The organism is Streptomyces ziwulingensis, from assembly GCF_039542605.1.
GTDB lineage: Bacteria > Actinomycetota > Actinomycetes > Streptomycetales > Streptomycetaceae > Streptomyces > Streptomyces ziwulingensis.
The window spans coordinates 94,832-117,098 of the sequence record NZ_BAABIG010000002.1 but is presented as its reverse complement, the minus strand read 5'-3'; the positions used below and the strand labels follow the sequence as shown (position 1 = coordinate 117,098).

Below are 22,267 nucleotides of genomic sequence, written 5' to 3'. Positions count from 1 at the left end.
GGAGGGAAGCTACGGAGGGGGCCGGGGAGCCGGACGCGGAGGAAAGGGGCGGGGAGCCGGACGCGCGCGGCGGTCGCGGACCGGCCATTGGCGGGAGGTCGGCATCGACCGGTAGTGTTCGACATTGCCGAACGGTGCGGCGTGATCGCGCACCGATGGCCCGACGGGACGGAGGCAGGACGCCGATGGCACGGAACATCCAGTCGCTCGAACGGGCGGCGGCGATGCTGCGGCTGCTCGCGGGCGGCGAGCGACGGCTCGGCCTGTCGGACATCGCCTCGTCGCTGGGGCTCGCCAAGGGCACCGCCCACGGCATCCTGCGCACCCTCCAGCAGGAGGGGTTCGTCGAGCAGGACGACGCCTCGGGGCGCTACCAGCTCGGCGCCGAACTGCTCCGCCTCGGCACCACCTATCTGGACGTGCACGAGCTGCGGGCCCGAGCCCTGGTCTGGGCGGACGACCTGGCCCGTTCCAGCGGCGAGAGCGTCCACCTCGGCGTCCTGCACCAGCAGGGCGTGCTGATCGTGCACCATGTCTTCCGCCCCGACGACAGCCGGCAGGTGCTGGAGATCGGCGCCATGCAGCCGCTGCACTCCACCGCCCTCGGCAAGGTGCTCTCCGCCTACGACCCGGTCGCGCACAGCGAGGCCCTGGAGGCGGAGCGCAAGGCGTTCACCGACCGGACCGTGTGCGCCGAGGACGCCTTCGAACACGTACTGGACCTCACCCGCGCGCGGGGCTACGCGGCGGACGTGGAGGAGACCTGGGAGGGCGTGGCGTCCATCGCCGCCCCCATTCACGACCGGCGGCGCATGCCGGTCGGCTCGGTCGGCATCACCGGCGCCGTGGAGCGGGTGTGCCGCGACGGCGAGCTGCGCACCGAGCTGGTCGCGGCGGTACGGGACTGCGCCCGCGCGGTGTCGCGGGATCTGGGCGCCGCCCGCTTCTGAGCCGCCTCCGGGCGGACGACCACCGGGACGCGAGGGCGTCCCGGCTCTTGTCGTGCCCGGGGGCCGGGCGGCACCGCCACCCTTCTCAAGATCGATCAGCGCGAACGATAAGCGGGAACGATCAAAGGTGAAGGTGTTTTCGATAACAGGACTCTTGACGCACCCGTCACCCCGGGACAAGACTCCGTCCATCGGTCGGCATTGTCGAACACCTACCGGCAATACGCGTTAGAGTGGGACAACGCCAAGGGCCGGCCAGCTCTCACTCCCTGAGAGCGCCAGAACACCCGGAGGGACCCGGGGTTCGCTTCCCCTGGACGAAGGACAAAGGAGTCGCGGGTGTCCAGCTCCGACATCTTCATCGGCGAGACCATCGGTACCGCCATACTCATCCTGCTCGGCGGCGGTGTCTGCGCCGCCGTCACACTCAAGGCCTCCAAGGCGCGCGGCGCCGGCTGGGTCGCCATCGCCCTCGGGTGGGGCTTCGCGGTCATGGTGGCCGCCTACATCTCCACCCCGCTCTCCGGCGCCCATCTGAACCCGGCGCTCACGCTCGCCCTGGCGATCAAGGACGGCGACTGGGGCGACGTCCCCGTGTACTGGGCCGGCCAGCTCCTCGGCGCGCTGATCGGCGCGACCCTGGTCTGGATCGCCTACTACGGCCAGTTCCACGCCCACCTCACCGACAAGGAGATCGTCGGCGGTCCCGGCGCGCAGGCCACGACGGCGAAGGCCGTGGAGGCACAGGAGAAGGGCGCCGGACCGGTCCTCGGCGTCTTCTCCACCGGCCCGGAGATCCGCAACGTGGCGCAGAACCTGGCCACGGAGATCATCGGCACCTTCGTGCTCGTCCTCGCCGTCCTCACCCAGGGGCTCAACCAGGACGGTGACGGCCTCGGCGCGCTCGGCGTCCTGATCACCTCGTTCGTGGTGGTCGCCATCGGCCTCTCGCTCGGCGGCCCGACCGGCTACGCGATCAACCCGGCCCGCGACCTCGGCCCGCGCATCGTGCACGCCCTGCTCCCGCTGCCCAACAAGGGCGGCTCCGACTGGAGCTACGCGTGGATCCCGGTGGCCGGTCCGCTGATCGGCGCCGCGATCGCCGCGGGCCTCTACAACGTCGCCTTCGCGTAGACCGTGCCGCACCCGACCGCCACCACCACGGACCCCAGGAGCACACAGTGACCGACGCCCACACCACCGGCCCCTTCATCGCCGCCATCGACCAGGGGACGACCTCCTCGCGCTGCATCGTCTTCGACCGGGACGGTCGGATCGTCTCGGTCGACCAGAAGGAGCACGAGCAGATCTTCCCCAAGCCGGGGTGGGTCGAGCACGACGCCACCGAGATCTGGACCAACGTCCAGGAGGTCGTCGCCTCCGCCGTCGAGAAGGCCGGCATCACCCGCGACGACATCCTGGCCATCGGCATCACCAATCAGCGTGAGACCACGCTGATCTGGGACCGGAACACCGGCGAGCCCGTCCACAACGCCATCGTCTGGCAGGACACCCGCACCGACGCCCTCTGCCGGGAGCTGGGCCGCAACGTCGGCCAGGACCGCTTCCGCCGCCAGACCGGCCTGCCGCTGGCCTCCTACTTCGCCGGCCCCAAGGCGCGCTGGCTGCTCGACAACGTCGAGGGGCTGCGGGAGCGCGCCGAGGCGGGCGACCTGCTCTTCGGCACCATGGACAGTTGGGTCATCTGGAACCTGACCGGCGGCACGGACGGCGGCGTGCACGTCACCGACGTCACCAACGCCTCCCGCACCATGCTGATGGACCTGCACACCATGGCGTGGGACGCGCGCATCGCCGAGTCGATCGGCGTGCCCACCCAGATGCTGCCGGAGATCCGCTCCTCCGCCGAGGTCTACGGCGAGATCAAGGGCGGCCGGCTCGGTGAGCTGCTCGGCGGCATCCCGGTCGCCTCCGCGCTCGGCGACCAGCAGGCCGCGCTGTTCGGCCAGACCTGCTTCGCCGAGGGCGAGACCAAGTCGACGTACGGCACCGGCACCTTCATGGTGATGAACACCGGTGACAAGATCATCAACTCCTACAGCGGCCTGCTGACCACGGTCGGCTACCAGATCGGCGACCAGAAGCCGGTCTACGCGCTGGAGGGCTCGATCGCCGTCACCGGTTCGCTGGTGCAGTGGATGCGCGACCAGATGGGCCTGATCTCCACCGCCGCCGAGATCGAGACCCTCGCCCTGACGGTCGAGGACAACGGCGGCGCCTACTTCGTCCCGGCCTTCTCCGGCCTCTTCGCCCCGTACTGGCGCTCCGACGCGCGCGGGGTGATCGCCGGCCTGACCCGGTACGTCACCAAGGCACACCTCGCGCGCGCCGTGCTGGAGGCCACCGCCTGGCAGACGCGGGAGATCGCCGACGCCATGACGAAGGACTCCGGCGTGGAGCTGGCCGCCCTCAAGGTCGACGGCGGCATGACCTCCAACAACCTGCTGATGCAGTTGCTCGCCGACTTCGTGGACGCCCCCGTGGTGCGCCCGATGGTCGCCGAGACCACCTGCCTCGGCGCCGCCTACGCCGCCGGTCTCGCCGTCGGCTTCTGGAACAGCACCGACGACCTGCGCGCCAACTGGCGCCGGGCCGCCGAATGGACCCCCCGCATGGACGCGGAGACCCGCGCCCGTGAGTACAAGAGCTGGCTCAAGGCCGTCGAGCGGACCATGGGCTGGCTTGAGGACGAGGAGTAAGAACCGCATGACCACTCAGTCCACCCTGCAGTCCGTGCCTGCCCTGGGGACGCACCCGGCGTCCGGCTCGAACCCGAGCCGCGCCGAGACCCGGGAGCAGCTCTCCAAGGCGTCGTACGACCTTCTCGTGATCGGCGGGGGCATCCTGGGCATCTCCACCGCCTGGCACGCCGCGCAGTCCGGCCTCAGGGTGGCCGTGGTCGACGCCGGCGACTTCGCCGGTGCCACCTCCTCCGCCTCCTCCAAGCTGCTCCACGGCGGCCTGCGCTACCTGCAGACCGGCGCGGTGAAGCTGGTCGCGGAGAACCACTTCGAACGCCGTGCGGTCTCCCGCCAGGTGGCCCCGCACCTGGCGAACCCGCTCACCTTCTACCTCCCCGTGTACAAGGGCGGGCCGCACGGCGCGGCGAAGCTCGGCGCGGGCGTCTTCGCCTACTCGGCGCTCTCCGCCTTCGGCGACGGCGTCGGCCACCTGCTCTCCCCGGCCAAGGCCGCGCAGGACGTGCCGGAGCTGCGCACCGAGGACCTCAAGGCCGTGGCCGTGTACGGCGACGACCAGATGAACGACGCCCGGATGGCGCTGATGACGGTCCGCGCGGCCGTCGAGGCGGGCGCCGTCGTCCTCAACCACGCCGAGGTCACCGGCCTGCGCTTCACCAGGGGCCGGGTGACCGGTGCCGAACTGAAGGACCGGCTGTCCGGCGACGAGTTCGGCGTGAACGCCCGGCTGGTGCTCAACGCCACCGGCCCCTGGGTCGACCACCTGCGCCGCATGGAGAACCCGGACGCGGCCCCCTCGATCCGGCTCTCCAAGGGCGCCCACCTGGTCCTCAAGCGCACCGCGCCCTGGAAGGCGGCGCTGGCGACCCCCATCGACAAGTACCGCATCACCTTCGCCCTCCCCTGGGAGGACATGCTGCTGCTCGGCACCACCGACGAGGAGTACGAGGGCGACCCGGCGGACGTCGCGGTCAACGACAAGGACATAGCCCAGATCCTCGACGAGGCCGCGTTCTCCATCCGCGACCAGCAGCTCGACCGGGATCTGATCACGTACTCCTTCGCGGGTCTGCGGGTGCTGCCGGGCGGCCCCGGGAGCACGGCGAAGGCCAAGCGCGAGACGGTCGTGAGCGAGGGCCGGGGCGGGATGCTGTCGGTCGCCGGCGGCAAGTGGACCACCTTCCGCCACATCGGCCGTACGGTCATGAAGAAGCTGGAGTCGCTGCCGGGCCACCCGCTCGGCGAGGACTTCGAGCCGATCGCCTCGCTGCCGCGGAAGCTGCCGCTGCCCGGCGTCGCCAACCCGCGGGCGGTCGCCCACCGGCTGCTGGCCGACGGCCCGGCCGCCGGCCCGCGGATGGCGGCCGACACCGCCAGGCACCTGGCCACCCACTACGGCTCGCTCGCCTTCGACATCGCCCGCCTGGCCAACGAGAGCCCGGAGCTGGCCCGGCGCGTCCACCCGGACGCCCCGGAGATCTGGGCGCAGGTGGTCTGGGCCCGGGACCACGAGTGGGCCGAGACGCAGGACGACGTGCTGCGCCGCCGCACCACGCTGACCATCCGCGGTCTGGCCACGGACGAGGTCCGGGCCGGGGTCCAGGACCTGCTCGACAAGAAGTAGGCGCGGTTTCCCACCCCCCGCCGGGCGTGCGCGGCGGGGGGTGCGGCCCCGGCATAATGGCGGGATACATCGGATCTCTGATGGTGTCCCAGCGGCATGTCGGAGCAGGGAGGTCGACCGTGGCAGTCACCGACGAGGCGATCGAGAAGATCAAGGGCATGATCGTCTCCGGCGCGCTGCGACCCGGCGACCGGCTGCCCAAGGAGAGCCTGCTCGCCGACGAACTCGGCCTGTCCCGCAACTCGCTGCGCGAGGCGGTACGGGCGCTCTCCCTGATCCGCATCCTGGACGTGCGCCAGGGCGACGGCACCTATGTCACCAGTCTCGATCCGCAACTGCTCCTGGAGGCGCTGAGCTTCGTCGTCGACTTCCACCGCGACGACACGGTGCTGGAGTTCCTGGCCGTGCGCCGCATCCTGGAACCGGCCGCGACCGCGATGGCGGCGGCCCTGATCGGCGCGGCGGAGCTGGACGCGCTCGACGCCCAGCTCGACGCGCTCGGCGCGCAGCCCTCGGTGGAGGCCCTGGTCGCCGCCGACCTGGAGTTCCACCGGAGCATCGTGCGCGGCTCCGGCAACGCGGTGCTCTGCTCCCTGCTCGACGGCCTGTCCGGGCCCACCACCCGGGCCCGCGTCTGGCGCGGGCTGACCCAGAAGGACGCGGTGGGCCGCACCCTGCACGAGCACCGCGCGATCCTCGACGCCCTGCGCGACCGGGACGCGGAGGCGGCGCGGTCCTGGGCGACGGTGCACATCGCGTCGGTGGAGCAGTGGCTGCGCTCGACGCTGTGAGCGGTGCGCCCGGCCGGCCGGGCACCGGCCCTTCCGTCACCGGCGGACCCCGGGTGTCCGAGCGCCGGGTTCGGGGCAGTGATCCGTTCACTGGCCCGTGCAAGGGGGCTGCGGTCGTCCCCGCGGCACGCCGTAAGGTTGGGGCGTCAAGCGAGGGCACGTCGGAAGGAGGCACTGGGTGATCGAGCTCGAGGGGGTTCCCGAGCTGGTCGACCCGGTCATGGTGGCCGCGTTCGAGGGCTGGAACGATGCCGGTGACGCCGCCTCCACCGCGGTCGCGCATCTGGACACGGAGTGGAAGGGCGAGGTCTTCGCGGCGCTGGACGCCGAGGACTACTACGACTTCCAGGTCAACCGACCCACGGTGTGGATGGACGAGGGCGTCCGCAAGGTCACCTGGCCGACGACCCGGCTGTCCGTGGTGCGGGTGGGCGGCGAGAAGCCGCGCGACCTGGTTCTCGTGCGGGGCATCGAGCCGTCCATGCGCTGGCGGTCGTTCTGCAACGAGCTGCTCGGTTTCGCCCATGAGCTGGGCGTCGAGCTGGTGGTCATCCTGGGCGCCCTGCTCGGAGACACCCCGCACACCCGTCCGGTCCCGATCAGCGGGACCACCTCGGACGCGGACCTGGCCCGCCGGATGGACCTGGAGGAGACCAAGTACGAGGGCCCCACGGGCATCGTCGGCATCCTCCAGGAGGCGTGCACGCACGCCGGTGTGCCGGCCGTGTCGCTGTGGGCCGCGGTGCCGCACTACGTGTCGCAGCCGCCCAACCCGAAGGCGACGCTGGCTCTCCTGAACCGCCTGGAGGACCTGATCGACGTGCGCATCCCGCTGGGCGAGCTGCCCGAGGACGCGCGTGCCTGGCAGGTCGGCGTCGACCAGTTGGCCGCCGAGGACAGCGAGGTCGCCGAGTACGTCCAGTCGCTGGAGGAGGCCCGGGACACCGCGGAGCTGCCGGAGGCGTCGGGCGAGGCGATCGCCCGGGAGTTCGAGCGGTATCTGCGGCGGCGGGACGGGGGCCCCGGCGGCCATGCCACGGCGGAGGGGGGCGACGGTCCGCCCGGCCCGCCGTTCCGGCGGGACAGTCCGAGCGGTCGTCCCCGGCCGCCGAAGCCGCCGAAGACCGGCTCCGACGACGAGGAGTCGTCGGAGGAGTGAGCGAATGACGAGGGGCCCGCCCGGACGCTGTCCGGGCGGGCCCCTCGTCATTCGCCGTGCCAGAGGTCACTCGCCGTGCCAGAGGTCATCGCCGTGCTAGAGCGCCACGCCCATCAGCGCGTCGACGGCCCGGGAGACGACGCCGGGCGCCCCGATGTCGGTGCCGCCGCTCTCCTGCTGGCGGGCGGCCCAGCGGTCGACCGCGGCGAGCGCGGCCGGGGAGTCCAGGTCGTCCGCGAGGGCCTCGCGGATCTCCTCGACCAGTTCCCCGGCGGGCGGGCCGTCGGGCCGGGACACGGCGGCGCGCCAGCGCTCCAGCCGGGCGACGGCGTCCCGCAGCACCTGGTCGGTCCACTCCCAGTCCGCGCGGTAGTGGTGGGCGAGGAGCGAGAGCCGGATGGCGGCGGGGTCGACGCCCTCGCGGCGCAGCGCGGAGACGAAGACGAGGTTGCCCTTGGACTTGGACATCTTCTCGCCGTCGAGACCGACCATGCCGGCGTGGACGTACGCCTTCGCCATGGGGAACTCGCCGGTGAGCACCTGGGCGTGCGAGGCGCCCATCTCGTGGTGCGGGAAGGCGAGGTCGGAGCCGCCGCCCTGGACGTCGAAGCCCATGCCGAGGTGGTCGAGGGCGATGGCCACGCACTCGATGTGCCAGCCGGGCCGGCCGGGGCCGAGCGAGCCACCGTCCCAGCTCGGCTCGCCCGCGCGGGCCGCCATCCACAGCATCGGGTCGAGGGGGTTCTTCTTGCCCGGCCGGTCCGGGTCGCCGCCGCGCTCGGCGGAGAGCAGCCGCATGGCGGCGGCGTCGAGGTGCGAGACCTGGCCGAAGTGGGGGTCGGTGTCGACGGAGAAGTAGACGTCCCCCTCCAGCTCGTAGGCGGCGTTCGCGTCCCGGAGCCGCTCGACCAGCGGCACGATGCCGGGTATGGCCTCCACCGCGCCTATGTAGTGGCGCGGCGGCAGCATCCGGAGCGCCGTCATGTCCTCGCGGAAGAGGGCGGTCTCCTGCTCGGCGAGCGCGCTCCAGTCGACGCCGTCCCGTACGGCCCGCTCCAGGAGGGGGTCGTCGACGTCGGTGACGTTCTGGACGTAGTGAACCTGCCGCTTGGTGTCGAGCCACACGCGCTGAACGAGGTCGAACGCGTTGTAGGTCGCCGCGTGACCCATGTGGGTCGCGTCGTACGGCGTGATGCCGCAGACGTAGATACGGGCGACAGGACCGGGGTCGAGGGTCACCGGACCGCCGGTCGCGGTGTCGTGAATCCTCAGGTCGCGGCCCTGACCAGGCAGGGCGGGGACCTCGGAAGCGGGCCAGGCATGCATGTCATGAGCGTAACCGGACGGATGTTCCGTACACGAACCGGACCGGTGCGGATGGCCGAGGAGGCACTCTTGCGGTTCTCCCACGCGTGTGCTCGGAACCCGCGTGCCGCTACACGGGCGGCCAGGGGATCGCGGGCCATTCGCCGCCCGGTTCCGGGTGGGTGCCGGTGGCGAGCAGCGTGTCGACGCGCGCACGCGTGGCGTCGATCTCGGCGGCGGTGATCAGGGACGCCAGGCGGGCCGCCAGCCCACCGCCGTCCGCCAGCGCCTCGCGGAGCGTGCCGAGCACCCGCACGGCCTCCGCGGTGAGCGGCTCGCCCGCCCAGCCCCACAGCAGGGTGCGGAGCTTGTTCTCGGTGTGGAAACTCACCCCGTGGTCGATGCCGTACAGCAGGCCGTCGGCGGGCAGCAGGTGGCCGCCCTTGCGGTCGGCGTTGTTGATCACCGCGTCGAGGACGGCGAGCCGCCGCAGCCGCGCGTCGTCGGCGTGCACGAGCAGCGCGGTCCTGCCCTCCCCCACCTCGGCGAGGCCGACGGCCTTCCAGCCCGGTCCGGGCTCCTCGGCGTCCACCAGGGCGAGCAGCTCGGCCTCGGGGGTGATCTCGATCCAGAGCTGGACCATGCCCTCGCCGTACGGTCCGTCGCGCAGCACGGTCGGTGGCACCAGGCCCCAGCCGGTCGCCTCGGACACCGCGTGGGCGGCGACCTCGCGCTGGGCGAGGGTGCCGTCGGGGAAGTCCCACAGGGGCTGCTCACCGGCGACGGGCTTGTACACACAGGCGGCCTCACGGCCGTCGCGCGCGACCGTGCAGTAGAGCGCCGCGTTGGACGCCTCGCGGATCCGGCCGCGCACGGTCAGCTCCCCTTCGGCGAGCAGTCCGGCGAGCGCTTCGGCGGTCGTCACGCTCCGCGGCGGTATCCGTTCTGGCGCGGACATACGTGTCCTTCCGGGTCGAGCGGGAGGCTGCACAGCGGGCACGGCGGCCGCCCGGCGTTGACGACGTCGAGGGCGCGCTTGGCGAAGGCCCTGGCCTGCGCGCCGGTGAGCCGGACCCGCAACATCGGGGGTCCGTTCTCCTCGTCCTGGAGCAGCCGTTCCTCGGCCTCGGCGAGGTCCTCCTCGGACTCGGCGTCCAGCTCCACCAGGGCCTGCGCCTCGACGATCATGCGCTGGTCGTCGCCGTCCCAGGCCAGCGCCATGGTGCCGACCCGGAACTCCTCCTCCACGGGGGAGTCCAGCGGGGCGGTGTCGGAGACCTCGCCGAGCACCATGGCGGGGACCGAGGCGCTGCCGCCGCTACGGCGTACGACCTCGTCGAGGAGTTCGTCCATGCGTTCGGCGAGCGCGGCGACCTGTGTCTTCTCCAGGGCCACACTGGTCACCCGGGGGCCGGCGATGGCCTGGAGGAAGAACGTACGGCGCCCGGGCAGTCCGACCGTGCCGGCCACGAAGCGGTCCGGCGAGTCGTAGAGGAACACCTGACGGGACACGTCCTGTCTCCATTGCGAAGTCGGTGGGTGAGCACTGCGGGAACCGCTTCACCCTACTGCGGCCGACGATCACGGTGCGCCCGCACCGCCCCCGACCGTGGCGTGGTCGCCCGGCGGCTCCTCCCGCGGTGCCAGGGAGGCGAAGTCGCCGGTGTCACCGAGGCGCACGAGGTAGGGCCGCAGCCTGGTGTAGCGGATGGCGGTGACGGAACACGGTTCGACGGAGATCCGCTGGAAGAGGTCGAGATGGAGTCCGAGGGCGTCGGCGACGAGCGACTTGATGATGTCGCCGTGCGAGCACAGGAGCCAGACGGCGTCGGCGCCGTGGTCGCGCTCCACGCGTGCGTTCCACTCGCGCACCGCCTCGGCGGCACGGCTCTGCATCGCGCGCAGGGACTCGCCGCCGGGGAAGGCCGCGGCGGAGGGGTGCGACTGCACCACCTCCATCAGCGGTTCGCCGCTCAGCTCGGCGAGTTTACGGCCCGACCAGTCGCCGTAGTGGCACTCCCCGATCCGCTCGTCGCTGTGCGCGCGCAGTTCGGGCCTGGCCGCCAGCAGCGGCCGGATCGTCTCCTGGCAGCGTTGCAGGGGGCTGGCGACGACTTCGGACAGGGGCAGCCCGGCGAGCCGGGCGGGCAGTGCGGCGGCCTGTGCGGCGCCGCGGTCGTCGAGGGCGACGCCGGGTGTCCAGCCGGCGAGCACCCCCTCGGTGTTGGCGGTGGAACGTCCGTGCCTGACCAGGATCAGCGTGGGCATGCGGCAAGGGTAGGCGTACCCGGGTGAGCACCGGCGCCCGGGCGAAGGGAGAATACGTTCAGTGATCGTCGACTGTGCCATCTACCGGGACGGGCAGCGCACCGAGGGCCCGGAGGACTTCTCCGACGCCCTCGACCAGGCGCGGGCCGCGGGCGGCTTCGTGTGGATCGGGCTGCACGAGCCGACCGAGCGGGAGTTCGAGCACGTCACCCGGGAGTTCGGGCTGCACCCGCTGGCCGTGGAGGACGCCCTCAAGGCCCACCAGCGGCCCAAGCTGGAGGTGTACGACGACTCCCTCTTCCTGGTCCTGAAGCCGGTCGTGTACGAGCCGGAGAGCGACACCGTCTCCTCCGGCGAGGTGATGGTCTTCCTCGGCGACGCCTTCGTGGTGGTCGTCCGGCACGGCGAGGGCGCCCCGCTGAAGGCCATCCGGCAGCGGCTGGAGCGGGAGCCGGAACTGCTCGGCAAGGGCCCGACGTCGGTGCTGTACGCCATCGCGGACGCCACCGTCGACCACTATCTGGACGTGGCGACCGAACTCCAGACGGACCTGGAGGAGCTGGAGACGGAGGTGTTCTCGCCGGACGGCGGGGGCTCCCGGAACACGGCCTCGCGGATCTACACCTTCAAGCGGCAGATCCTGGAGTTCCGCCGGGCGACCGGGCCGCTGGCGGTGCCGGTCCACCGGCTGGCGGGCACCGGCGCGTTCGGCTCCGCGGTGCCCTTCGTGGACGACCGGGCGCGCCCGTTCTTCCGGGACGTGCACGACCACCTGACGCGGGTGAACGAGTCGGTGGAGAACCTGGACCGGCTGGTCTCGGACATCCTGTCGGCGCACCTGGCGCAGATGAGCGTCCGGCAGAACGACGACATGCGGAAGATCTCCGCGTGGGCGGCGATGGCCGCGGTCCCGACGATGATCGCCGGGGTCTACGGCATGAACTTCGAGCACATGCCCGAGCTGAGCTGGTCGTGGTCCTACCCGGCGGTGATCGTGCTCATGGCGGTGCTGGAGGTTCTGCTGTTCCGGCTCTTCAAACGCCGGGGCTGGCTGTAGTCCGGGCGCCTTCGCCGGCTCCGGCGGCTCTGGTCCGGGCGCCTTGGCCGGCTCTGGTCCGGGCGCCTTCGCGGGCTCCGGTCCGGGCGCCCGCGGGAGCCCGCCGGGCGGGTCAGGCGAACTCGGGGGCGGCGGACGCCGGGCCGCCGAGCGCGTCGCGGTGTTCGGGCATCCTGAGGTCCACCATGCGGCGCCAGCCGCCGAGCCGCTCGTAGGCGTACCTCGCGTGGATGCCCGCGCGCAGGACGGCGGACTTGGCCCCGGACCAGCCGAGGACGCGTCCCATCCGGGCCATGACCGCGAGGCTGACGTCCCGGTGGACGCCGATCTCGGCGAGCGCGCACTCGCGCAGGGTGCGCTGGATGCGGCGGCCGTGTCCGGCGGCGGCGAAGCGGAGCAGTTCCTCGTGGGAGTAGGCCAGGTGGGCGTCCTCGTCACTGGAGATCATCCGGATGGCCCGGCCCACGTCGGGGTGGTCGGCGAAGTACGCGCGGAGCATCTCCATCTGGTCGGCGGCCCGCTGCTCGGTGACCCTGCTGTGCGCCAGGTACGTGACGATGTCGTCCACGGTGAGGGGCTGGTCGGCGGTGAGCTTCTCGTGGGCCAGACCGATGCCGTGCCGCTCCAGCAGCGCCGTGTAGTCGGTCTCCGGGGGCACCTCGACGGGCTCCAGCCCGCGCTTCTTGAGCAGGGCGGTGAAGAGGCGGCCGTGCTTCTCCTCGTCCGCGCCGTGCCGGGCGATCTTGGGCGCGAGGGCGCGTTCGCTGTCGGGCACCAGCGCCGCGATGCGCCCGTTCTCCCAGCCGCCCTGCGACTCACCGCTGGCCGCGATGGAGCAGAAGAGCCGGAAGGACTCGTCGTGGTCGAGGATCTCCTGGAACAGACTCCTGGCCGAAAGCATCATCGCTCACCTCTCCGCCTGCGCGGGGTCCTGGCGAAAGACGAGTCAAGTGCGGGACGGACGGCGGGGCAACACCTGGGTCGGACAACTCCGCCGAACGGGGGACGGTTCGGGGCGCGCGGGGCGTAACCACGCGCGTGCGGACGCGTTGTTCCCGTGACGGCCGTGGCGGGGAAGACCCCCGAGCCCCCACCACGGCCGTGAAACCTCTCCCGTGTCCCCCGCGCGTGCTACGCGACCCCGGCGCGCTCCAGGGCCTCCGTGCCGGCCCGCAGGGCGGCGATCCGCTCGTCCAGCGTGAAGCCCGCGGGAGCCAGGGTCAGGGTGGTGACCCCGGCCGCCGCGTAGGCGCGCATCCGGTCGGCGATCCGGTCCACGGAGCCCAGCAGCGTGGTCTGGTCGATCAGGTCGTGCGGTACGGCGGCGGCCGCGCCCTCCTTGTCGCCGGACAGGTACTTGTCCTGGATCTCGGCGGCCTCCTTCTCGTACCCCATGCGCCGGGCGAGCTGGTTGTAGAAGTTCTGCTTGCGGCTGCCCATGCCGCCGACGTACAGCGCGGTGTACGGGCGGAAGGTGTCGGCGAGCGCGGCGACGTCCTGGTCCTCGCCGAGGGCGAGCGGAACGGTCGGGCAGACGTCGAAGCCGTCCAGGGTCCGGCCCGCCTTCTCGCGTCCGGCGCGCAAGGGGCGGATCGCGGTCTCCTCCAGGTGGTCGGCGGAGGGGAAGATCAGCAGGGCGCCGTCGGCGATCTCGCCGGTCTGCTCCAGGTTCTTCGGGCCGATCGCGGCGATGTACAGCGGGATGTGCTCGCGCTGCGGGTGCACGGTCAGCTTGATCGGCTTGCCGGGGCCGTCGGGCAGCGGCAGCGTCCAGTGCTCGCCCTGGTACGACAGGCGCTCGCGGGTCATCGCCTTGCGCACGATCTCGACGTACTCCCGGGTCCGGGCGAGCGGCTTGTCGAACTTGACCCCGTACCAGCCCTCGGAGACCTGCGGGCCGGAGACGCCGAGGCCGAGGCGGAAGCGTCCGCCGGAGAGCGAGTCGAGGGTGGCGGCGGTCATCGCGGTCATCGCGGGCTGGCGCGCGGGGATCTGGAAGATGGCCGAGCCGACGTCGATGCGCTCCGTCTGTGCGGCGACCCAGGTGAGCACCGTCGCGGCGTCGGAGCCGTACGCCTCGGCGGCCCAGCAGACTGCGTAACCGAGCCGGTCGGCCTCCCGGGCGACGGCGAGGTTGTCCGCGTCCATTCCGCCGCCCCAGTAGCCGAGGTTGATCCCGAGCTGCATGGCCGATCCCCTTACTGATCAGTAACGTCCCTGGTACCCCGACCTTAGCGTGGGGAAATGGGTTGTCCACAGCCCCCCACAGGGCAACCCGTGGCCAGTAATCTCGGCGTTCATGGAGCAGAGGTATCTCGGCCGCACCGGCCTGCGCGTGTCCCGCATCGGGCTCGGCACCCTGACGTGGGGCCGGGACACCGACGAGCACGACGCCTCGGACCTCTTGAAGACGTTCTGGGACGCGGGCGGGACCCTCGTCGACACGGCGGACGTGTACGGCGACGGGGAGGCCGAGTACCTGCTGGGGCGGCTCATGGGGAGCCTGGTGCCGCGGCGGGACCTGGTGATCTCGACCAAGGCGGGCAGCCTCGCCGATCCCGACCGGCCCGTCGACGGCTCCCGCGGCCATCTGCTCGCCGCGCTGGACGCCTCCCTCGCCCGCCTGGGCACGGACCACGTCGACGTCTGGCACGTCCACGCCTACGACCCGTACACCCCGCTGGAGGAGACCCTGCACGCCCTGGACCTCGCGGTGAGCAGCGGTCGCGCCCGGTACGCGGGGGTCGCCAACTTCTGCGGCTGGCAACTGGCCAAGGCGGCGACCTGGCAGTTGGCCGCGCCGGGGGCGCGCACCCGGCTGGCGAGCACGCAACTGGAGTACTCACTGCTGCAGCGCGGGGTCGAGCGGGAGGTGCTGCCCGCCGCCCTCGACCTGGGCGTCGGTCTGCTGCCGTCCTCACCGCTCGGGCGTGGGGTGCTCACCGGCAAGTACCGGACCGGGACCCCCTCCGACTCGCGTGGCGCCTCGGCGCACATGGCGCCGTTCGTCGCGCCCTATCTGGACGACGCGGCCGGCCGCATCGTGGAGGCGGTGTCCACGGCGGCGGACGGGCTCGCGGTCACCCCGTTGCAGGTGGCCCTCGCCTGGGTCCGGGACCGGCCCGGGGTGGCCGCCCCGATCGTCGGCGCACGCAACGCGCGGCAGCTCACGGCCGCGTTGTCAGTGGAGGCCCTTAGTCTTCCTGACGAGATCTGCCGGGCGCTCGACGACGTGTCGGAGCCCGAGCACCGCTATCCCGATCACGACTGGAGCACGCTGTGAGCACGGAGCCCGAGCCCGCCGAGGAGGCCGCGGACGACGCCGAGCCGGGGACGCCGGACACCGCGGGGAAGGACGCGGCGACGGTACCGGTGGACGGGGAGAGCGGCGACGGCCCCGGCGTGGAGGGCGGGGCCGACGCCGGGGCCGACGGCGCGGAGGAGACCGGCGGCGAAGCAGACGCGGCAGACGAAGCAGGCACGGCAGACGCGGCGGGTGAGGCCGGCGAGGCCAAGTTGTCCGAGGCCGCGGCCGAGCTGGCCGCTCAGCGGGTCGAGCGGGAGCGGATCGCGCGGCGGAAGGCGGAGAAGGCGAGCATCGCGAGCGGCGCCAAACTCAGCGGCACGGCGGCCGACCTGCTCGCCGCCGTGCGGGCCGTGGAGAGCGGCGAGAAGCCGGTGGCGACCGTCTTCGCCGATCCCGCGCCCGCCCCGCGCCGCCCGGCCCCGGAGGCCGGGCCGGCCCCTCGGTCCCCGCTCGAACCGGAGCGGACGGCCGGCCCGTCCCCCGCACCCGCCGCCGGGACCGTCCGGGCCGTGGGGCAGGTGCTGGCCGAGGGCGGCGCACCCGAGGCGCTCGCCGCGCAGGTGGCCGAGGTGCTCGGCGAGGGCGCGCCGGAGGCGCTGCGTGCCGACCCGTGGCTGCTGCTGCGGGTCGCCGGGGTGCGGCCGGAGCAGGCCGACGGCTTCGCGCGGGCGCTGCTGGGAGCCGAGTCCCGCCCGGACGACGAGCGGCGCGGGCGGGCGGTCACCGGGTGGCTCCTGGAGCAGGCGGCCCTGGCCGGACACACGGCGCTGGAACTGTCGCGGCTCACGGCCACCCTCGCCCAGCGGGGCGTGCCGGACCCTGACGCCGCCGTCCAGAGCACGCTCGCCGAGGGCGACGCCCTGGCCTTCCAGGACGCCCTGGAGGAGACCGGCGGCCCGGCCCGCCCCGAGACGCGGGCCGGCGGCGACGGGGAGGAGTCCGAGGCCGAGGAGCGGCCGGTGCGGGTGCTGCTCGGTCTGGAGCGGTACGCGCTCGCCGAGGAGAGCCTGGCCGACGGCCTCGCCCGGCTGGTCGGCTCGGCGCCGAAGCAGGACGGCGCGGCGGCGGACTGGGAGCGGGCCGCCGGCTCGGCGGAGGGTGCCGCCGCCGACCTGATCCGCGCGGTGGGCGGCCACGGCCTGGTCCTGCACACCGGCGGCGAGGCGGCCCTGGCCGAACCGGCGGCCCTGCTGCGCGCCGCGCGCGCACTGGGCCTGCGCGCCTTCGCCGCCACCCCCGGCCCGTCCGGACGGGCCCGCTTCGCCGCCCTCCTGGACGGCCACGGCTCCGGTTCCGGCGCCGCCTCCCCGGCGGGCGGGATTTTGGCGGACGAGGTCCCCGCGGTCGCCACCGTGGACGGGCTGCTGGCCGGGACCGAGGGTCCGGGACGGGACGCGGAAGGTGCGCTCGACCTCGACCTGCTGGTCGTGCCGGACGCGCCGCAACTGGACGTGGAGGCCGCCGCCCTGCTGGTGGAGTCACTGCCGGACGGGGCTCGGCTGGTGCTGGCCGGTGACCCCGGGGTGCTGTGGTCGGCGGGTCCCGGGCGGGTCTTCGCCGATCTGCTGGCGGCCCGGATCTGTCCGCAGATCGCCTCGCGGCGGCCCGATCCGGGCCCGCTGGGCGAGCTGGTCTCCGGCATCGGCATCGGCGAGCTGGGCCAGGTCGAGGCGCCGGGCAAGGAGGTCGTGATCGTGCCGGTGCGGGACGCGGGCGAGGCGGTGCACCGCACGGTGCAGCTCGTCGCGGACTCGGTGCCGAGGGCGATCGGGGTGCCCGCCGAGGAGACCCAGGTGATCACGCCGGGTCATGGCGGAGCGGCCGGTACCCGGGTGCTGAACGCGGCGCTCAAGGAACGGCTCAACCCGGGGCCGGGCCGTTTCGGCGGCTTCGACCCCGGCGACCGCGTCGCCTACTCCCCCGCGCCGGGCCGTACGCTGCCGGGCACGGTGGCCGGGGCCGACGCCGAGGGGCTGCGGCTGACCTGCGCGGGCGAGGCCGTACTCGTACCGAGGGAGCGGGTGGCGGGGCAGGTGCGGCACGGGTGGGCGCTGACCGCGCACCAGGCGGCGGGCGGGCGGTGGCCGGCCGTGGTGGTGGTGCTGCCCGGTGACGCCGCGCAGGCGCTCAGTCGGCCGTGGGTGTACACGGCGTTCGGCCGGGCCGCCCGGCATCTGTCCGTCGTGCACGGCGTGGACCAGGCGCTGCCGCGGTCCGTCGCCGAAGTGCCGGCCAAGCCGCGGACGACCCGGCTGCCGGTGCTGCTCGCCCCGCAGGCCCCGGCGCGGGAGGCCTGAGGGACCTGGCGGGACCCAGGCACACCGCGGCGGCGGTCACGGGAGGTGTTCCCGTGACCGCCGCCGCCGTGGTCGTGCTCGTGGTCGTGCTCGTGGTCTTGCTCGTGATCGTGAACGTCGTCGTGATCGTGATCGTCGTCGTACTCGCCGTTGCCGGTTCGGCACCGTCCGCTCAGCGGTCGGCGTCCAGCCGTTCCAGTTCCTCGACCTCGTCCTCGTCCAGTTCGTCGTCGAGGTCCGGGTCCAGCTCGGTGTCGAGGGCGTCCTCGACGGCGTCCGCGGGGCCCGCCTCGTCGTCGAGATCGTCCAGGTCGTCCAGGTCGTCGTCGCTCTCGTCGTCGAAGACGGAACTGGCGTCGAACCGGCAGACCACCCGCTGCGGGTCGACCTGTTCGAAGGGGGCCTCCAGCCACTCGCCGGCCTCGGCGGGTTCGTCCGCGGCCGTGACCCACAGCGTGGAGTCGCCCTCCTCCAGACCGAACTCCTTGTGCCGGGAGGCGATCTCGTCCGCCTCGAACTCGCCGAAGAGGAGGCCGAGGGCGCCGTGCACGGTGCCGGAGACTTCCGCGCCCGGAGCGCGCTCGTCGTCGGCGTCCTCCACGCGGCGGGCCTGTGCCAGCAGCCGCTGCGGTTCCACCACGGCGTAGTCGCGGCGGATCAGCACACTCAGCGCGTTCGGTTCCTCCGGTCCCGTGTACGGCGGCAGCTCGTCCTCCGCGGCGGGGATCTCGAAGGGCGTGACCTCGTCGTAACGGTCGTAGAGCAGCTCGTCGTACGCCTCGGCGGCGGCGGCCAGTTCGTTGAACGCTTCGTAGACGGCCGGGTCGTCCTCACCCGACCGGCGCTCGACCGCGGCCAGATGGCGGTCGAGCGCGGTCTTGACCGCCTCTGCGGCGGCGCGTACCTCGGCAGCGGTGGGCTGCACAGCATCAGACATACCGCAGACGCTATCCGTACCGGACCCCAGCCCGCACAATAGATGCGATGCCGGAATACGAATTTGTCGACGTGTTGGTGCCGCGCGGGGTGTCCCGCAGGGAGACGACACGCCTGCTGACGGACCACGCCGAGTACGGACACTGGGAGTTGTACCGCCTGAGCCTGTTGCGCGACGGCAGCCGCCGGGTGCGGCTGCGTCGGCGCATCATCCGACAGGTGCGCGCCACCTGGTGAGCCGGGGCGGACCCCGGGCCCCGACGGGGACGGAGCGGGCCCCGCCGACGCGGGGGCCGCTCCGTCGGCGCGCGGGTGTGCGTCACACCCTGGCGCGTGCCTTGCGGTAGAGCACCGCGCCCGCCAGCAGGGCGCCGGCACCGGCCGGCAGGGCGAGGCCGAGCGGCAGTTCGTTACCGGTCTCGGCGAGCTGCGCGGGGGGCTGGCCGCCGGGCTGATCGGTGGAGACGCCCGGCGTCTCGGGGTGGTCGCCGGGAGGAGTGACGGGGGTCTCGGGGTTGCCCGGCTCACCGGGGTTCCCGGGCTCACCGGGGTTTCCCGGCTCACCGGGATTGCCGGGCTCTCCCGGCTCTCCCGGCTCTCCCGGCTCTCCCGGCTCACCCGGCTCACCCGGCTCACCCGGCTCACCCGGCTCTCCCGGCTCTCCCGGCTCTCCCGGCTCACCAGGGTGACCAGGGTCACCCGGAGGGGTTCCGTGGCCGCCGCCCCCCTGCTCGCAGTCGTTGCCCACGACCGCGTTGCCGACGCCGACCACGGAAGCGTTGTTTCCGCAGAGGTTCACCGGCACATGCACCGGTGCCTGGATGAGGTTGCCCGAGCCGACGCCGGGCGAGTCGGTGGCGTGGCCTACGGCGTGCGAACCACCGTGCCCCGAGCCACCGTGTCCCGAGCCGCCGTGCCCCCCGCCGGTCCCGCCACCGTCCCGGTTGGCGCAGGTGTTGCCCACGGCCGGGTTGAGGAGGCCGACGACGTTGACCGTGTTGCCGCAGAGGTTCACCGGGACGTGTACCGGTGCCTGCACCGCGTTGCCGGAGAGCACGCCGGGCGACCCGGAGGCGGCACCCTCCGCACCGGCGCCCGTCGCGTGGGCGGTACCGCTCGCGGCGGCGGCGATCACACCGGTGGCCGCCGCCATCGTCATCAAGCCCTTACGGGTGACCTGTCGCATGTGCTGATTCCCTGCCTTCGATCCTGTGTCCGACGTGTACGGAGGCCGGTCGGCCCCGGAGCGCATGGGGCGCGCTCCGGGGCCGACCGGTTCAGTCCTTCATGGGGCGAGGCGCAACGTCACTTGTTGACGCAGGTGTTGCCGAAGGCGGGGTTCAGCAGACCGATCACGTTGACCGTGTTGCCGCAGAGGTTCACCGGGACGTGTACGGGAACCTGGACGACGTTGCCGGAGAGCACGCCCGGGGACCCGACGGCGGCACCCTGCGCACCGGCGTCGGCAACGGCGAGGCCCGCGCCGGCGAGAACGAGACCACCGGTGGCGGCGGCAGCGGCGACGACCTTCTTGAGCATTGTTCCTCCTAGTTGGCAAGTGCGATCCAATGTGCGGATCACATGACCAATAACGAGGAGGGAGTAATCGGGCTACGAGCTTATGGTCGCATTCACCCTTCCCGGTCGGGTCCCGTACGTCCGGCCGATTAACGGAGTGTCGTTTCAGCGGTTCATTTCCGGACGCTTCGCTTGTACCACCGCCGCCTCAGGACGCGTCGAGGAAGCGGTCCAGGACGCGCACTCCGAACTTGAGGCCGTCCACCGGCACCCGCTCGTCGACGCCGTGGAACATCCCGGCGAAGTCCAGCTCCGGCGGGAGCTTGAGCGGTGCGAAGCCGAAGCCCCGGATACCGAGGTCGTCGAAGGACTTCGCGTCCGTGCCGCCGGAGAGCATGTAGGGGATCGCCTTGGCGGCCGGGTCCTCCGCGACCAGCGCGGACTGCATGGCGGCGACGAGCGCCCCGTCGAAGGTGGTCTCGACGGCCTTGTCGGAGTGCACGTCCTCGCGGCGCACCTTCGGGCCGAGGATCCGGTCCAGGTCGGCGAGGAACTCGTCCTCGTGGCCGGGCAGGAAGCGGCCGTCCACGTGGGCGGTGGCCTCGCCCGGAATGACGTTCACCTTGTAACCGGCACCGAGCTGGGTCGGGTTGGCGGTGTTGCTCAGGGTCGCGCCGATGAGCTTGGCGATGCCGCCGAGCCGGGCGAGCGTGGACTCCATGTCCTCGGGGTCCAGGTCGGTGCCGAGCGCGTCGCCGAGTTCGTCGAGGAAGGCCCGGGTCGTCTTGGTCACGCGGACCGGGAACCTGTGCCGGCCGAGGCGGGCGACGGCCTCCGACAGTTCGGTGATGGCGTTGTCGCGGTGGATCATCGAGCCGTGCCCGGCGGTGCCGGCCACGGTCAGCTTCATCCAGTGCATGCCCTTCTCGGCCGTCTGGATCAGGTAGAGCCGGCGCTCCTCGCTCACGGTGAAGGAGAAGCCGCCGACCTCGCTGATCGCCTCGGTGACGCCCTCGAAGAGGTCGGGGTGGTGGTCGACGAGGTGGCGGGCGCCGTAGGTGCCGCCGGCCTCCTCGTCGGCGAGGAAGGCGAGGACGATGTCGCGCGGCGGCTTGCGTCCGCTGCGCATCCGGTCCCGGACGACCGCGAGGGTCATCGCGTCCATGTCCTTCATGTCGACGGCGCCGCGCCCCCACACGCACCCGTCGGCGATCTCGCCGGAGAACGGGTGGTGGGTCCAGTCGTCCGCGTTGGCCGGGACGACGTCGGTGTGGCCGTGGATGAGCAGCGCGGGCCGCGACGGGTCCTCGCCCTCGATCCGGGCCACCGTGGAGGCGCGCCCCGGGTGCGACTCGAAGATCTTCGGTTCGAGGCCGACCTCGGCGAGCTTCCCGGCGACGTACTCGGCCGCCTCGCGCTCACCCGGCCCGGAGTGGTCGCCGTAGTTGCTGGTGTCGATCCGGATCAGCTCGCGGCAGAGGTCCACGACCTCGTCCTCGCCGGTGACGCTTCCGGTCCTGCCCGAGTCGCTCACGTGCTTTCCTCCCGCTGTCACTGCTGGTGGGTCCCCCTCATACTCCTCCCTGGGCGGGTGCCGCCCAAGGCCGGACCCGGCCCGTCACACGCCGTTCACGCGTCGGGCGGGGGTGATCGGGCACCCCTGGGAGCCTGGTAATGTTTACGTCGTCGCCGCGGGCAGAGCTCGCACGACAGACACCTTGTCCGGGTGGCGGAATGGCAGACGCGCTAGCTTGAGGTGCTAGTGCCCTTTATCGGGCGTGGGGGTTCAAGTCCCCCCTCGGACACCAGTATCAGTAACCAGTAACACCGGTGAATTCCAGTGAAGCACCGTGGATCACAGCGGAAGGCCCCTGATCATCAGGGGCCTTCCGCTTTTCCCGCCCGCCGCGCCGACCGGGCACAATGGCCCCCATGAGCGCGCGTACCTGCCCCTGCGGAGTGTCCGAGCCGTACGAGGCGTGCTGCGGCCGGTTCCACACGGGCGCCGTCGCCGCGCCGACCGCCGAGGCGCTGATGCGCTCGCGGTACAGCGCCTTCGTACGACGGGACGCGGCGTATCTGCTGCGGACCTGGCATCCGCGGACCCGGCCCGCGACGCTCGACCTGGACGCGGGGACGCGGTGGGCCGGGCTGGAGATCCTGGACACCACCGGCGGGTCCGCGTTCCACACCACCGGCACCGTGACCTTCCGGGCGTCCTACCGCGGCGGTTCGCTGCACGAACGGAGCCGGTTCGAGCGGGTCGACGGGGCGTGGGTGTACATCGACGGCGAGTTCCTCACCACCTGAGGGCCGAGGGGGGGCGAGAAGGGCC

Annotated in this window: 21 protein-coding genes and 1 tRNA gene; 12 read left to right on the top strand and 10 right to left on the bottom strand. The window is 72.7% G+C overall.

The genetic code is table 11. The annotated features are described in order from the left end of the window. Nucleotides 1-185 precede the first annotated feature (185 nt). The 6 genes from ABEB00_RS01140 (at nt 186) to ABEB00_RS01115 (ending at nt 7,244) form a co-directional block, all read left to right on the top strand. Complete coding sequence (locus ABEB00_RS01140; protein ID WP_345616834.1) at nt 186-950, top strand: IclR family transcriptional regulator; 765 nt, start codon at nt 186-188, stop codon at nt 948-950. 339 nt (nt 951-1,289) lie between these two features. Beyond that, nucleotides 1,290-2,084, top strand: coding sequence for an MIP/aquaporin family protein (locus ABEB00_RS01135; RefSeq protein ID WP_345616832.1), 795 nt, complete (start codon nt 1,290-1,292; stop codon nt 2,082-2,084). Between the two features lie 47 nt (nt 2,085-2,131). Beyond that, on the top strand, nt 2,132-3,670 hold the full coding sequence (gene glpK, locus ABEB00_RS01130) for a glycerol kinase GlpK (RefSeq protein WP_345616831.1): 1,539 nt from the start codon (nt 2,132-2,134) through the stop codon (nt 3,668-3,670). A 7-nt stretch (nt 3,671-3,677) separates the two neighbouring features. After that, complete coding sequence (locus ABEB00_RS01125; protein ID WP_345616830.1) at nt 3,678-5,294, top strand: glycerol-3-phosphate dehydrogenase/oxidase; 1,617 nt, start codon at nt 3,678-3,680, stop codon at nt 5,292-5,294. 119 nt (nt 5,295-5,413) lie between these two features. Next, nucleotides 5,414-6,085: a FadR/GntR family transcriptional regulator gene (locus ABEB00_RS01120; protein ID WP_345616829.1), complete on the top strand. Its 672-nt coding sequence runs from the start codon at nt 5,414-5,416 to the stop codon at nt 6,083-6,085. 178 nt (nt 6,086-6,263) lie between these two features. Then, nucleotides 6,264-7,244, top strand: coding sequence for a PAC2 family protein (locus ABEB00_RS01115; RefSeq protein ID WP_345616828.1), 981 nt, complete (start codon nt 6,264-6,266; stop codon nt 7,242-7,244). Between the two features lie 96 nt (nt 7,245-7,340). On the opposite strand, the gene mshC is transcribed toward ABEB00_RS01115, so the two are convergent. The 4 genes from mshC to ABEB00_RS01095 form a co-directional block, all read right to left on the bottom strand. Continuing rightward, entirely contained in the window at nt 7,341-8,570 is a 1,230-nt protein-coding gene (mshC, locus tag ABEB00_RS01110; RefSeq protein WP_345616827.1) for a cysteine--1-D-myo-inosityl 2-amino-2-deoxy-alpha-D-glucopyranoside ligase, read from the bottom strand. Between the two features lie 109 nt (nt 8,571-8,679). Continuing rightward, on the bottom strand, nt 8,680-9,507 hold the full coding sequence (locus ABEB00_RS01105) for an SCO1664 family protein (RefSeq protein ID WP_345616826.1): 828 nt from the start codon (nt 9,505-9,507) through the stop codon (nt 8,680-8,682). After that, entirely contained in the window at nt 9,471-10,061 is a 591-nt protein-coding gene (locus ABEB00_RS01100; protein WP_345616825.1) for a DUF3090 domain-containing protein, read from the bottom strand. The genes ABEB00_RS01105 and ABEB00_RS01100 overlap by 37 nt, the downstream gene beginning before the upstream one ends. Before the next feature lie 69 nt (nt 10,062-10,130). Then, nucleotides 10,131-10,817 (bottom strand): histidine phosphatase family protein, encoded by a 687-nt coding sequence (locus ABEB00_RS01095; protein WP_345616824.1) that lies wholly within the window; start codon nt 10,815-10,817, stop codon nt 10,131-10,133. A gap of 61 nt (nt 10,818-10,878) precedes the next feature. On the opposite strand from ABEB00_RS01095, the gene corA reads away from it, so the two are divergent. Next, nucleotides 10,879-11,874 carry a magnesium/cobalt transporter CorA gene (gene corA, locus ABEB00_RS01090; RefSeq protein ID WP_345616823.1) on the top strand — a complete coding sequence of 332 codons (996 nt, stop codon included), beginning with the start codon at nt 10,879-10,881 and terminating at the stop codon, nt 11,872-11,874. A gap of 112 nt (nt 11,875-11,986) precedes the next feature. Here the strand turns inward: corA and ABEB00_RS01085 are convergent, their stop codons facing one another. Together ABEB00_RS01085 and ABEB00_RS01080 are read right to left on the bottom strand one after the other, a co-directional pair. Then, nucleotides 11,987-12,775, bottom strand: a complete 789-nt coding sequence (locus tag ABEB00_RS01085) for a ferritin-like domain-containing protein (RefSeq protein ID WP_345616822.1) — start codon at nt 12,773-12,775, stop codon at nt 11,987-11,989. Nucleotides 12,776-13,005: 230 nt separating this feature from the next. Further along, nucleotides 13,006-14,061: an LLM class F420-dependent oxidoreductase gene (locus ABEB00_RS01080; RefSeq protein ID WP_345616821.1), complete on the bottom strand. Its 1,056-nt coding sequence runs from the start codon at nt 14,059-14,061 to the stop codon at nt 13,006-13,008. A 112-nt stretch (nt 14,062-14,173) separates the two neighbouring features. Here ABEB00_RS01080 and ABEB00_RS01075 point away from each other — a divergent pair, with 112 nt between their 5' ends. Together ABEB00_RS01075 and ABEB00_RS01070 are read left to right on the top strand one after the other, a co-directional pair. Next, nucleotides 14,174-15,157 carry an aldo/keto reductase gene (locus ABEB00_RS01075; protein WP_345616820.1) on the top strand — a complete coding sequence of 328 codons (984 nt, stop codon included), beginning with the start codon at nt 14,174-14,176 and terminating at the stop codon, nt 15,155-15,157. After that, nucleotides 15,154-17,478, top strand: a complete 2,325-nt coding sequence (locus ABEB00_RS01070) for a helix-hairpin-helix domain-containing protein (protein ID WP_345616819.1) — start codon at nt 15,154-15,156, stop codon at nt 17,476-17,478. The genes ABEB00_RS01075 and ABEB00_RS01070 overlap by 4 nt, the downstream gene beginning before the upstream one ends. A 172-nt stretch (nt 17,479-17,650) precedes the next feature. Here the strand turns inward: ABEB00_RS01070 and ABEB00_RS01065 are convergent, their stop codons facing one another. Then, a complete protein-coding gene (locus tag ABEB00_RS01065) occupies nt 17,651-18,415 on the bottom strand; it encodes a hypothetical protein (protein ID WP_345616818.1) in 765 nt (254 codons plus the stop codon). A 47-nt stretch (nt 18,416-18,462) separates the two neighbouring features. On the opposite strand from ABEB00_RS01065, the gene ABEB00_RS01060 reads away from it, so the two are divergent. Continuing rightward, nucleotides 18,463-18,651, top strand: a complete 189-nt coding sequence (locus ABEB00_RS01060; RefSeq protein ID WP_345616817.1) for a DUF5703 family protein — start codon at nt 18,463-18,465, stop codon at nt 18,649-18,651. Nucleotides 18,652-18,733: 82 nt separating this feature from the next. On the opposite strand, the gene ABEB00_RS01055 is transcribed toward ABEB00_RS01060, so the two are convergent. The 3 genes from ABEB00_RS01055 to ABEB00_RS01045 form a co-directional block, all read right to left on the bottom strand. After that, entirely contained in the window at nt 18,734-19,600 is an 867-nt protein-coding gene (locus ABEB00_RS01055; RefSeq protein WP_345616816.1) for a chaplin, read from the bottom strand. A gap of 119 nt (nt 19,601-19,719) precedes the next feature. After that, nucleotides 19,720-19,953, bottom strand: a complete 234-nt coding sequence (chpH, locus tag ABEB00_RS01050) for a chaplin ChpH (protein ID WP_345616815.1) — start codon at nt 19,951-19,953, stop codon at nt 19,720-19,722. Nucleotides 19,954-20,140: 187 nt separating this feature from the next. Next, nucleotides 20,141-21,466 carry a M20/M25/M40 family metallo-hydrolase gene (locus ABEB00_RS01045; RefSeq protein ID WP_345616814.1) on the bottom strand — a complete coding sequence of 442 codons (1,326 nt, stop codon included), beginning with the start codon at nt 21,464-21,466 and terminating at the stop codon, nt 20,141-20,143. 186 nt (nt 21,467-21,652) lie between these two features. On the opposite strand from ABEB00_RS01045, the gene ABEB00_RS01040 reads away from it, so the two are divergent. Further along, nucleotides 21,653-21,740: transfer RNA gene (locus ABEB00_RS01040), tRNA-Leu, on the top strand. A 124-nt stretch (nt 21,741-21,864) separates the two neighbouring features. Beyond that, on the top strand, nt 21,865-22,242 hold the full coding sequence (locus tag ABEB00_RS01035) for a YchJ family protein (protein WP_345616813.1): 378 nt from the start codon (nt 21,865-21,867) through the stop codon (nt 22,240-22,242). Nucleotides 22,243-22,267: the final 25 nt, after the last annotated feature.